The 11,687-nt window shown below is 61.4% G+C and carries 10 protein-coding genes; all 10 read right to left on the bottom strand.

Going from position 1 to position 11,687, the window contains the following annotated elements; genetic code table 11:
- Nucleotides 1–3 precede the first annotated feature (3 nt).
- The 10 genes from nuoI to A9G06_RS15150 all read right to left on the bottom strand — a co-directional run bounded on the left by nuoI (nt 4) and on the right by A9G06_RS15150 (nt 11,642).
- Entirely contained in the window at nt 4–546 is a 543-nt protein-coding gene (nuoI, locus tag A9G06_RS15195; RefSeq protein WP_005337245.1) for an NADH-quinone oxidoreductase subunit NuoI, read from the bottom strand.
- Nucleotides 547–556: 10 nt separating this feature from the next.
- On the bottom strand, nt 557–1,525 hold the full coding sequence (gene nuoH / locus A9G06_RS15190; RefSeq protein ID WP_005337244.1) for an NADH-quinone oxidoreductase subunit NuoH: 969 nt from the start codon (nt 1,523–1,525) through the stop codon (nt 557–559).
- Nucleotides 1,522–4,278, bottom strand: a complete 2,757-nt coding sequence (gene nuoG, locus A9G06_RS15185) for an NADH-quinone oxidoreductase subunit NuoG (protein ID WP_069555762.1) — start codon at nt 4,276–4,278, stop codon at nt 1,522–1,524. Before nuoG ends, nuoH begins: the two co-directional genes overlap by 4 nt.
- 41 nt (nt 4,279–4,319) lie before the next feature.
- The gene (gene nuoF / locus A9G06_RS15180; protein ID WP_069555761.1) at nt 4,320–5,705 is read right to left on the bottom strand and encodes an NADH-quinone oxidoreductase subunit NuoF; all 1,386 of its coding nucleotides are present in this window, start codon (nt 5,703–5,705) and stop codon (nt 4,320–4,322) included.
- Complete coding sequence (gene nuoE / locus A9G06_RS15175; protein WP_005337236.1) at nt 5,702–6,244, bottom strand: NADH-quinone oxidoreductase subunit NuoE; 543 nt, start codon at nt 6,242–6,244, stop codon at nt 5,702–5,704. Before nuoE ends, nuoF begins: the two co-directional genes overlap by 4 nt.
- A gap of 80 nt (nt 6,245–6,324) precedes the next feature.
- Nucleotides 6,325–8,130 (bottom strand): NADH-quinone oxidoreductase subunit C/D, encoded by a 1,806-nt coding sequence (nuoC, locus tag A9G06_RS15170; RefSeq protein ID WP_069555760.1) that lies wholly within the window; start codon nt 8,128–8,130, stop codon nt 6,325–6,327.
- A gap of 2 nt (nt 8,131–8,132) precedes the next feature.
- Nucleotides 8,133–8,807 (bottom strand): NADH-quinone oxidoreductase subunit B family protein, encoded by a 675-nt coding sequence (locus A9G06_RS15165; RefSeq protein ID WP_005344917.1) that lies wholly within the window; start codon nt 8,805–8,807, stop codon nt 8,133–8,135.
- A 29-nt stretch (nt 8,808–8,836) separates the two neighbouring features.
- Nucleotides 8,837–9,241: an NADH-quinone oxidoreductase subunit A gene (locus A9G06_RS15160; protein ID WP_069555759.1), complete on the bottom strand. Its 405-nt coding sequence runs from the start codon at nt 9,239–9,241 to the stop codon at nt 8,837–8,839.
- Nucleotides 9,242–9,619: 378 nt separating this feature from the next.
- Entirely contained in the window at nt 9,620–10,189 is a 570-nt protein-coding gene (locus A9G06_RS15155; protein WP_021231425.1) for a DUF1566 domain-containing protein, read from the bottom strand.
- 13 nt (nt 10,190–10,202) lie between these two features.
- Nucleotides 10,203–11,642 carry a DUF1566 domain-containing protein gene (locus A9G06_RS15150; RefSeq protein WP_069555758.1) on the bottom strand — a complete coding sequence of 480 codons (1,440 nt, stop codon included), beginning with the start codon at nt 11,640–11,642 and terminating at the stop codon, nt 10,203–10,205.
- Nucleotides 11,643–11,687 lie beyond the last annotated feature (45 nt).

Genomic DNA, 11,687 nt, shown 5'->3' with positions numbered 1-11,687 from the left:
TCCTCAGGGCAGCAGGCTCTTGACATCGATGGGCTTGGCTTCGTTTTCGGCATCCCCTTTCGGCTTGCCGTCGATGGCCATCCCGCTCATGCGGTAGAAGTTGTAGTCCGGGTATTTGCCGGGCCCGCTGATCAGCAGATCTTCCTTCTCGTACACCAGATCCTGGCGGCGATACTCACCCATCTCGAAATCCGGTGTCAGCTGGATGGCAGTGGTGGGGCAGGCCTCTTCGCACAGGCCGCAGAAGATGCAGCGAGAGAAGTTGATGCGAAAGAACTCCGGATACCAGCGACCATCTTCCCGCTCGGATTTTTGCAGCGAGATGCAGCCGACCGGGCAGGCAACTGCGCAGAGGTTGCAGGCCACGCAACGCTCGTCCCCGTCGGGGTCACGGGTCAGCACGATGCGACCGCGGTAGCGGGGGGCGGCATAGACAGCCTGTTCCGGATAGTTGAGGGTTTCACGGGGCCGCCAGGCATGGGAGAAGACCATGGCCAGACTGCGTAACTGGGTGCCGACACCCTGAATAATGCTAACAATTTTCATATTGAGTGCCTCACTGCGTACTTATCAGTACAACTGCCGCGGTGACCAGCATATTGATCAGGGTCAGCGGCAAGCAGACTTTCCAGCCAAACGACATCACCTGGTCAAAGCGCGGGCGAGGCAGGGAGGCCCGCAGCAGGATGAAGAACACCATGAAACAGGCGGTCTTCAGGGCAAACCAGATGAAGGGGGGCAGCCAGGGGCCGTGCCAGCCACCGAAGAAGAGGGTCACGATGAGCGAGGAGATCAGCACGATGCCGATATATTCGCCCACGAAGAAGAGACCCCACTTCATCCCCGCATACTCGATGTGATAGCCGTCGGCGAGCTCCTGCTCGGCTTCCGGCTGATCGAACGGGTGACGGTGGGTGACGGCGACACCGGCAAACAGGAAGGTGACAAAACCCAGAATTTGGGGCACCACGTTCCACAAATCTGCCTGTGCCTCGACGATGTCGCGCAGGTTGAAACTGCCGGTCTGGATCACAATCCCCATCAGGGATAGCCCAAGAAACACCTCGTAGGAGAGGGTCTGGGCCGAGGCGCGCAAGCTGCCGAGCAATGAGTATTTGTTGTTGCTCGACCAGCCGGCGAACAGCACCGCATAGACCGCCAGCCCTGCGATGGCCAGGATGTAGAGCAGCCCCACGTTGAGATCCGCCACGCCCCAGGTGGGGGTGATGGGCACCACCGCAAACGCCAGAATAAAGGCAGTGAAGGCGATGATGGGGGCCAGGATAAAGATCCGCCGATCAGCGAACGGCGGGATCCAGTCCTCCTTGAAGAACATCTTGATCATGTCGGCGGCCAGCTGGAGCAGACCAAACGGCCCCACCCGGTTGGGGCCGTAGCGATCCTGCCACAGGGCCAGCAGACGGCGCTCGATGAAGCTCATGAAGGCGCCAGCCCCTACGATCCCCACCAGCACGATCAGTGCCTTGCCCACCTCCAGCAACAGATCGATCAGCGACTCGCTCATGCGATCACCTCCTGCAGGTTAGTGATTGAGGCTTGTTGCAGGGCCGTCGGCAGGCCGTTCACCCCAAGGGGGAGCCCCACCAGACCGGCGCTCAGCTGCTCGCTAAGCCGCAGACGCAGTTGCCAGTGGCTACCGCCCCAGGAGAAGGAGACCTGACTGCCCCCGTGGAGGGCCAGACGCTGCGCATCAAGGGGATTGAGCACCAGCTCGGGTTCGTTCATCCGGGCCTGAATAACCGGGCTGCGGGCCGACAGCTCCTCACCGCCAAACAGCTGGGCATAATTGACCACTTGCAGCGCCTCTGCGGCCTTGAAGGGGGCGGGGATGGTGGTGAACCAGCCGAGCAGCGCCTTGCCTTCTGCCTGCGGGTTTGTTGCTTCCAGCAGACGGCGACCCGGATCGCCGGCACGCAGTTTGCCACCCACTTCATCCTGGAACTTGTTCCAGGCGGAGGGAGAGTTCCAGCCCGGCGCCCAGGCGAACGGTACTTGCGGCAGCGGCTGACGGGCTCCGGCATACCCTTCCATGGAGAAGTTGAAGGGGGAGTCGGGATCTTGCGCTACCCGCGGTTCGCTGACATTCTGATCCGCCAGCATGGAGGTGCGACCACTGTAGCGGTGTGGCTCACGGGCCAGCCGCATGCCACGGATCCGCAAGCCTGCGTTGGGCGCCGCTTCCAGCATGGTAGCGAGCAGCGGATTGCTGGTGGCGCAGTCATGATTGACCTGGTCGAAGTTCTGCCAGCGCAGCGGCTTGCGTTCTATCGCCCCTTGCAGCGCTGCCAGCCAGCGCCACCCTTCACGCACCTGAATATCGGCGTTGTAGAAGGCGGGCGCATAGACCTGGAAGAAGCGCTGGGCGCGCCCTTCCATGTTCACCAGGGTGCCATCGGCCTCGGCAAAACTGGCCGCTGGCAGCACCAGATCTGCCTTGTTGGCGGTCGGGGTCGCCTGATGGTCGATGACCAGCAGGTGCTGCAGCCGTGCCAGCGCAGCATCCACCCGGTTGCGCGGCGCGCGGCGGTAGAGATCGTTCTCCAGAGTGACCAGCGCCAACCCCTCTTCGGCCTCGATACGCGCAAGGGCGGCTTCGAGCGGCTTGTCTGACAAGGTTTGAGCGCCCAGCATGGCCAGACCCAGCGAGTTGGCCTCCTGGCCAACCAGCGCGATGTTGGCTTCCTGTCCACGGCCTTTCAGGGCGCGGGCAATGTTGCTGGCCGCCTCAAGCAGCGCCACATCGCGGGCAGTGGAGCCTGCAATGATGAGCGGCTTCCTGGCGTTGCCGAGTAGCTCGGCCCAGCGAGCCGCTTGTACCTGCTGTTCGGGGCAGAGGTCGCTCACGGCCGGTGCGGCCGGGTCGAGCAGGTTAGCGATGGCAAAGCCAATGCGCGCCTGATCGGCATAGGGGGCGTGCAGCTTGTCGGCCGCCACATCGTCAAGACGGGTGGTGTCGAGGCTGGTAATGAGCAGGGGGTAGCGCTCGTTCTGACCCAGGGTCTGTACGGCGGCGACTTGCCACAGATCGACCTTCATCTTGCGGGCCAGCTCGCGGGCCTTGCCCTTGACGGCTTGGCGCAGCGCCAACGCGATACGGGCTGCGCTCATGGTGACATCTTCGCCGAGCAGCAGAATGGCGTCGGCCTCTTCCATGTCCCGCAGGCTCGGAGTCGGCACGCCGCCCTGTTGCAGGATCTGCAGCATCTTCAGCTGACAGGCCCACTCGGCCTGCTCGACGCCTGCGTAGAAGTTGGCTTCACCCACCAGCTCGCGCAGGGCAAAGTTGCTCTCCAGCGAGGCGCGGGGCGAGCCGATGCCGATGAGGCTGCTAGCGCTGCGCAGGGCATCGGCGGCTCGGTTGAGGGCGCCATCGACTGTGATGGTCAGCTGGTCGTCGCCATCTTTGAGCAGCGGTTGGCGCGGACGGTCCGCCAGATTGACGTAGCCATAGCCAAAGCGGCCACGGTCACAAAGGAAGTAGTGGTTGACGCTGCCGTGGAAGCGGTTTTCGATGCGGCGCAGCTCGCCATAACGCTCGCCCGGACTGATGTTGCAACCCACGGAGCATTGCTGGCAGATGCTGGGTGCAAACTGCATGTCCCACTTGCGGTTGTAACGTTCGGAGTGGGTCTTGTCGGTGAAGACGCCGGTGGGGCAGACCTCCACCAGGTTGCCGGAAAATTCACTCTCCAGGGTGCCATCCTCGACCCGTCCGAAATAGACGTTGTCGTGGGCACCATAGACCCCGAGATCCTCGCCACCGGCATAATCCTTGTAGTAACGGACGCAGCGGTAGCAGGCGATGCAGCGGTTCATCTCGTGACCGATGAAGGGGCCCAGCTCCTGATTCTGGTGGGTGCGTTTGGTGAAACGGTAGCGACGGCTGTTGTGGCCGGTCATCACCGTCATGTCCTGCAGGTGGCAGGCGCCGCCCTCTTCGCACACCGGGCAGTCGTGGGGGTGGTTGGTCATCAGCCACTCCACCACGCTCTTGCGAAATTCTTTAGCCTCTTCATCCTCGATGGCGATGTAGCTGCCATCGGTGGCCGGGGTCATGCAGGACATGACCAGACGACCGCGTTTGTCATCGGCATTCTGATACTGTTTGACCGCACACTGGCGGCAGGCGCCAACGCTACCCAGCGCCGGATGCCAGCAGAAATAGGGGACGTCCAGACCCAGCGACAGACAGGCTTGCAGCAGGTTATCTGCTCCGTCTACCTCGTACTCTTTGCCGTCTACATAAATGGTTGCCATACAACTTCCCTGAAACCTGTTTTGTGAAATCTGTGGTGTCGTTACCAGCGCTCGCCCAGCAGATTGGGCTGGATCCCTTTGACCGGCTTGCGGTTATCACCGCTGCCTTTGATCCCGGCCTCGAATTCGGAGCGGAAATATTTGATGGCGCTGGCCAGCGGCTCGACGGCGCCCGGTGCGTGGGCGCAGAATGTCTTGCCCGGGCCAAGGAAACCGCAGAGTTGCTCCAGGGTCGCCAGATCGCCGGATTGCCCTTCGCCACGTTCCAGTGCCCGCAGCAGCTTGACGCTCCAGGGCAGGCCGTCGCGGCAGGGCGTGCACCAGCCACACGACTCGCGGGCGAAGAACTCCTCCATGTTGCGCAGCAGGGAGACCATGCTGATGGAGTCATCCACCGCCATGGCGAGGCCGGTCCCCATCCGGGTACCTACCTTGCCGATACCGGCGGTATACATCTGGGCATCGAGGTGCTCCGGCAGCAGGAAGCCGGTGCCCGCGCCGCCCGGTTGCCAGGCTTTCAGGCGATAGCCGCTCTTCATCCCGCCGGCGTAATTTTCAAACAGCTCGCGGGCGGTGATGCCAAACGGCAGCTCCCAGACCCCGGGGTTGTTCACCTTGCCGGAGAAGCCCATCAGCTTGGTGCCGTGATCTTCCGAGCCCGGCAGCGCCAGCCCGTGATACCAGGCGACCCCGTTGCCGATAATGGCGGGGACGTTGCAGAGGGTTTCGACGTTGTTGACGCAGGTGGGTTTGCCCCAGACACCTGAGACGGCGGGGAAGGGGGGTTTGGCACGCGGGTTGGCGCGGCGCCCTTCCAGCGAATTGATCAACGCCGTCTCTTCACCACAGATGTAGCGGCCGGCGCCGGTGTGGACGAACAGCTCGAAGTCAAAACCGGATCCCAGAATGTTCTTGCCCAGTAGACCGGCGGCCTTGGCCTCTTCCACCGCACGGCGCAGGTGGATGGCAGCATCTACATACTCGCCGCGCAGGAAGATATAGCCGCGATAGGCTTTGAGCGCCCGGGCACTGATGATCATCCCCTCGATCAGCAGGTGGGGCAGTTGCTCCATCAGCAGGCGATCTTTCCAGGTGTTGGGCTCCATCTCGTCGGCGTTGCAGAGCAGGTAACGGATGTTCATGCTCTCGTCTTTGGGCATCAGCCCCCACTTCACACCAGTGGGGAAGCCCGCGCCGCCACGCCCCTTGAGACCGGCATCCTTGACGGTACTGACAATCTCGTCCGGGCTCATCTGGCCGAGCGCCTTGCGGGCGGCTTCATAGCCCTGTGTGGCCTGATACTCCTCCAGCCACACCGGCTGGCCGTCATCCCGCAGCCGCCAGGTGAGCGGGTGGGTCTCGGAGGCTCGCGGGGTGCGATTGGCGGTGCCAAGAGAGGCGAGGATCTTGTTTTGCGGCAGGCTCATGGGTAAGCCTCCAGCGTTTTCAGCAAGGTCACCGGATCGAGGCCGCCATAGGTGTCGTCATCGATCATGATGGCTGGCCCCTTGTCGCAGTTGCCAAGACAGCAGACCGGCAGCAGGGTGAAGCGGCCATCCGGGGTGGTTTGACCGGGGCCGAGGTTCATCACCTCCTTGAGACCGGCCAGCAGATCTTCATGGCCATTGATGTAGCAGACCATGCTGTCGCAGACGCGGATGATGTGACGGCCTACCGGCTGGCGGAAGATCTGGCTATAGAAGGTGGCAACCCCCTCCACGTCGCTGGCGGGAATGCCGAGCTCGGCCGCGATGGCGTGAATGGCGCCGTCAGGAACCCAGCCTCTGGCCTGTTGCACGATCTTGAGCGCTTCGATGCTGGCGGCGCGGGGATCTTCGTAGTGGTGCTTCTCGTGTTCGATGGCATCGCGTTCAGCCTGGCTCAGAACGAAGTCGTCCTGTTTGCTGCTGCATGCCCCTTGCCCCTGTGGGGTCTGATTATTGTGACACTGACATTGCTGGCTCATGACTTGACCTTTGGTGGCTTGTCCTTTTACTGCTCGTCCGGCGATCCCAATTCCCGGCCATGGCCGGGAGGGCGGATCACTTAACGGTCCACATCCGACATAACAAAATCGATACTGCCCAGATAGACGATGAGGTCCGACACCATGCTGCCCTTGATCACCGAGGGGATCTGCTGCAGGTGAGCAAAGCTCGGGGTGCGGATCCGGGTCCGGTAGCTCATGGTGGAGCCGTCACTGGTCAGGTAGTAACTGTTGACCCCCTTGGTCGCCTCAATCATCTGGAACGACTCGGCAGCGGGCATCACCGGGCCCCAAGACACTTGCAGGAAGTGGTTGATCAGGGTCTCGATGTGCTGCAGGGTGCGCTCTTTGGGCGGCGGGGTGGTGAGGGGGTGATCCGCCTTGAAGGGGCCCTCCGGCATGTTCTTCATGCACTGCTCGATGATCGACATGCTCTGGCGGATCTCCTCGATCCGCACGGTGGCTCTGTCGTAGGCATCGCCATTGCTGCCGACCGGCACTTCAAAGTCGAACTGATCGTAACCGGAGTAGGGACGCCACTTGCGCACGTCAAAGTTGAGGCCGGTGGCTCGCAATCCGGCCCCCGTGGTGCCCCAGGACAACGCCTGCTCGGTGGTGTAGGCAGAGACGCCTATGGTTCGACCGCGCAGAATGCTGTTGCGCATCGCCGCTTTTTCGTAATCCATCAAGCGCTTGGGCAACCAGCTCAGCAGGTTGTCCTGCACCAGCCGTTGCCATCCCTTCGGCAGGTCGTGAGCCACACCGCCGATACGGAACCAGGCCGGGTGCATACGGGCACCGGTGATCGCTTCGATGATGGTGTAGATCTTCTGCCGATCGGTGAAGGTGAAGAAAACCGGGGTCATGGCCCCCACGTCCTGGATATAGGTCCCGAGGAACAAGAGGTGGCTCTGGATGCGGAACAGCTCCGCCATCATTACCCGGATCATGTCGACCCGCTGCGGCACCTTGATGCCGGCCAGCTTCTCGACCGCCAGCACATAGGGGAGGTTGTTCATCACCCCGCCCAGATACTCGACCCGGTCGGTATAGGGGATGTAGCTGTGCCAGGACTGGCGCTCGCCCATCTTCTCGGCACCACGATGGTGGTAGCCGATGTCGGGCACGCAGTTGCGGATCTCCTCGCCATCGAGCTGCAACACCAACCGGAAGGCGCCGTGAGCAGAGGGGTGGTTGGGGCCGAGGTTCAAGAACATGTAGTCCTCATTCTCGTTGCCGCGGGCCAGCCCCCACTCTTCCGGTTTGAACAGCAGGTTCTCCTGCTCCATGTCCTGTTTGGCGGCATCGAGCATGAAGGGATCGAATTCGGTGGCGCGCGCCGGGTAATCCTTGCGCAGCGGGTGACCCTGCCAACTCTTGGGCATCATGATGCGAGTCAGGTGAGGGTGCCCATCAAAGGTGATGCCCAGCAGATCCCACACTTCCCGTTCATACCAGTTGGCATTGGGGAAGTGGTTGGTGATGGTGGGCAGATGCAGGTCACTCTCGGCCAGCGCCACTTTCAACATCACATCGGCGTTACGGTCGATGGAGATGAGGTGATAGAAGACGGTGAAATCGCTCTGGGGCAGGTCGTCGCGATGGCTGCGCAGCCGCTCGTCGGTGGCGCTGAGATCAAACAGCATCACGAACGGGGAGGGTACCTTGCGCAAAAAGCCCATCACATCCTGCAGCAGTTCGCGGGGGAGCCAGACCACCGGCACGCCGGTGCGCGTGGTCTGCACGGTGAAGTGCTCGGCCCCGAAATGAGCAAACAGTTCGCCAATGACTTTGGCATCCTGGTGGTCGCTGGGCTGCCACTGGGCCATGGCGTAATTGCTGGGAAAATCACGAGTCAGTTTCATGGTCAGATCTCATCCGGCGTGCGCAGGTTGGTCACATTGATCCGTTCGCCGCGCTTGCGCTCTTTTTCGGCCTGCATCTGGGGACGGTAGATCCCCTGATCGCCCACCACCCAGGAGAGGGGACGGCGTTCTTTGCCGATGGAGTCCTGCAGCAGCATCAGGGCTTGCAAAAAGGCTTCGGGACGGGGCGGACAACCCGGAATGTAGACGTCGACTGGCAGGAACTTGTCCACCCCCTGAACCACTGAGTAGATGTCATACATGCCCCCGGAGTTGGCACAGGCCCCCATGGAGATCACCCACTTGGGTTCGAGCAGCTGTTCATACAGGCGCTGGATGACCGGTGCCATCTTGATGAAGGGGGTCCCTGCAATCACCATGAAATCGGCCTGACGGGGCGAGGCACGGATAACTTCGGCGCCGAAGCGGGCCACATCGTGGGGGGAGGTGAAGGCGGTACACATCTCTACGTAACAGCAGGAGATGCCGAAGTTGTAAGGCCAGAGGGAGTTTTTGCGGCCCCAGTTGACTGTGTCTTGCAGCACCTCCTCGAGACGGCCCATCATGATGCCGCGCGTCGCTTCTTGCGCCAGTGGGTCATCGACGGTCTGGCGCTGCTCCTGGGGGTAGCGCTCAACGGGTGCATCCGGGTCAATCCGGGTCAGGGTGTACTTCATGGTGCAACCTCAAGGAAAGGGTCTGTGGTTCAATCACTGTTTTTGTTGTTCAGCTGCGGTCTGCGCGGCGACCAGTCCAGTGCGCCGATGCGCCAGAGGTAGATCAGGCCGATAAGCAGCAGTCCGATGAAAATGGTGGCTTCAATAAAGCCGACCCAGCCGCTCTCCCGCACGGAGACAGACCAGGCGAACAGGTAAAGGGCCTCGACGTCGAAGATGACGAAGAACATGGCGACCAGATAGAACTTGGCGGAAAAACGCAGGCGGGCACTGCCGACCGAGTCGACACCAGATTCAAATGGCTTGTTCTTGGTGCGGCCGTAGGCACGACCGCCCAGCAGGGCGGCGAGGCCTATCATTACCAGACAGAGGGTGATGGCACCGATGACATAAATGGCAAAAGCCCAATGTTGAGCAGAAATATCAGCAAACATAGAGGTTTTTCCTAACCAAATTAATCAAGCGACTTAACAATAATGTTACGCATTATGACACTTTCGCACTGATTTACATGTCATTTTTACGGGTTAATTATTAATCGGTTAACCGGTAATTAAATTTTGTTAAGAAGCGCGCTTTTTTGCTGGTTATGGCGGGTGGGAAAGGCCTGAAAAGCGCAGAGAGATGCTCCTCGTCATCACCTGAAAGGGGGATGTCGCGTGCGGAGCAGGATCAGATCGGTATCGCGGGCAAGGGGGCACAGCCGGGAGAAGAGCGTGATGGCGGGTGAGGTAGGGTGGCGGCAAGAGCAATAAAAAGAGAGGCTTTCAAGCCTCTCCCGTCATCGCGTTCCGGTTTCGAGCGTGGGGCGGTCAGGGTTTATTGGCGACCAGCAAGACCTGATCCGGGTAGGCGCCAATGGCGCGAAGACCGATATCTCCCGAGGTGATATCCAGATACGCCCGCTGACCATTGGCGGAGGTTACCGTGCTGCTCATCAGATAGACATAGCCCTCATTGACCTCTTTACCGCCCCCCGCCATGGCGCGCGGGAAAATGGCTTCATTGAGAGAGGGTTTGTAGCAGGCGTGCTCGACCAGGGTCGCCAGCTCCTTGATGTCGGGCAGGCGCCACTGGCTGATACCGCCGAAGTGATAGAGAGCATGGCTGCTGTCACTGCGGATCCGCTCCGCCACTTGCAGCCCCTGCTGCCAGTAGTAAACGGTCGGTTCACCCAGGCAACTGCTGCCACTCCATGTCTGCCCCAGTTTGCAGCGCATCCAGGTGAGGCCGGTGTGTTGATCCGTGACGGTGCCGTTGCCATGGTCAAGAAAACGGGCAGAGGGGGCGGTGCGATCCATGGTGTCATCACAAATGGCAGCACCGTGGGCCAGGGGGGCCAGCAGTGCCAGCATGGCGAACGAAAAGCGATAAAGGCTCATGATATTCCTCGGATTATTGGGGAGTGGCGACCAGTCGTACCTGCATCAGCTCGACATAGGTATCTTGCTGCACCAGCGCGGGATAGGTGGTGCCCGCATCTTCTCCCAGGAGCAGGACTGTGCGTTTGCTGATGGGGCCACCGGAGAAGCGCTGGGCTGTGTTGCTGGTGGCGCTCCAGTAGTAGCCATGGTAGGTGTCATCTTCCGAGGGGGCGATATCCGGGAAGTAACGGGTGTCCACGATGATGCGTTGACCCAGCGGGTCCTTGGCCAGGCTACCGTAGTGCATCAGTGACATCAGCTCACCCATGGTGGGCAGCCGCCACTGGCTGATGCCGCAGCGCTGCTCGCCATTGAGCCACTGCTGATACGCGCGGGTGGTCAGCATGGTGGTCAGCGCCTGTGCCCGGGCGAGGGCCGCCAGATCTCCTTCGGCGGTGAGCTGTTCGATCCTCTTATGAATATGCTGGTAGGCCTCTTGCTGCTCGCCTGCGGTCGCCTTGAATTGCTCATCCTCATAGGCAAAGGGTCTGCTTTTCCAGGCCGGGCTCAAGGGATCATCCGATTTGACCTCCCACACCAGACCGGTATTGAGATCCTTGACGCACTGCCAGCTCGGCGCGTTGTCGGGGAGCACCTGACCGCGATCATCGAGTTTGCGATAGGCAAGCTGGGGACGAGTGCGATTCCAGCTGGCATCTTGTCCCGGATAGTCGGCGGGTTCCTGTTCCAACAGCGGATCGTTGCCATCGCTGAAGGTGGTGACGCCGGTGACGGTCAGCAGGTTGCGTGGCTGCTGCTGTACCAACAGGGTCAGCAGCTCGCGTTGGGTCTCTTCAGCAAACTGGCCGTTGCGCTGCCACTCCTGAGCCAATTGCGCCAGCATCAGGCTGATGGCGCGATAGCTGGTGCTAAGCAACTGGGTCTCCTTGGCGGTGGCAAGGCGTGTGCGGGCCTGTTGCTGCAAGCTGATCGCCACCTGTTGCAGCGCCTGATCAAACTGGCCGAGACCTGCGAGGGCCGCGCGGTCGCTGCCCGGTTGCAGCGGCGCTAGATCGGCCAGCAGCAGCGTCAGTGCGCGATCAGCGGCCACCCCTTCGGCAATGCGGCTCTGCCACAGGGTGCTGAGCAGGGTCGGTTGTAGCCGTTGTGGATCCCCTTTGGCGGCCGGATGTGCCAGCAGCAGTCCTCCGCTCCTCGGTACGAACAGCAGGGGAGAGTTGACGATGTCGGCCGAGCGGCTGACCAGGGCCACAACTCCTTCGCCGCTGACGGCAGGGTCGGCAGGATCACATTGCCAGTTCTGATCCAGATCGGCGCACAGGGTACCGGCAGTCGGCAGGGCGACATCGACCCGGTAGTCCGGGATCGCCAGTGGTGCGTTATCTTCCCCGCCGCCACAGGCGCTGAGCAGGGCTGAGAGGGTTGCAATAACCAGTACGGATGGTTTCACTTCACATTCCTTGATTCGGTCACAGGTTCACGGGGGCGGTAACCC

The organism is Aeromonas sp. DNP9, assembly GCF_001728955.1.
Taxonomy (GTDB): domain Bacteria; phylum Pseudomonadota; class Gammaproteobacteria; order Enterobacterales; family Aeromonadaceae; genus Aeromonas; species Aeromonas veronii.
This window is presented reverse-complemented; position numbering and strand designations above follow the sequence as displayed.

Excerpts from the sequence above, each read along its gene's own strand:
- nuoI (WP_005337245.1), bottom strand. The coding sequence starts at position 546 with ATGAAAATTGTTAGCATTATTCAGGGTGTCGGCACCCAGTTACGCAGT.
- nuoH (WP_005337244.1), bottom strand. The coding sequence starts at position 1,525 with ATGAGCGAGTCGCTGATCGATCTGTTGCTGGAGGTGGGCAAGGCACTG.
- nuoG (WP_069555762.1), bottom strand. The coding sequence starts at position 4,278 with ATGGCAACCATTTATGTAGACGGCAAAGAGTACGAGGTAGACGGAGCA.
- nuoF (WP_069555761.1), bottom strand. The coding sequence starts at position 5,705 with ATGAGCCTGCCGCAAAACAAGATCCTCGCCTCTCTTGGCACCGCCAAT.
- nuoE (WP_005337236.1), bottom strand. The coding sequence starts at position 6,244 with ATGAGCCAGCAATGTCAGTGTCACAATAATCAGACCCCACAGGGGCAA.
- nuoC (WP_069555760.1), bottom strand. The coding sequence starts at position 8,130 with ATGAAACTGACTCGTGATTTTCCCAGCAATTACGCCATGGCCCAGTGG.
- A9G06_RS15165 (WP_005344917.1), bottom strand. The coding sequence starts at position 8,807 with ATGAAGTACACCCTGACCCGGATTGACCCGGATGCACCCGTTGAGCGC.
- A9G06_RS15160 (WP_069555759.1), bottom strand. The coding sequence starts at position 9,241 with ATGTTTGCTGATATTTCTGCTCAACATTGGGCTTTTGCCATTTATGTC.
- A9G06_RS15155 (WP_021231425.1), bottom strand. The coding sequence starts at position 10,189 with ATGAGCCTTTATCGCTTTTCGTTCGCCATGCTGGCACTGCTGGCCCCC.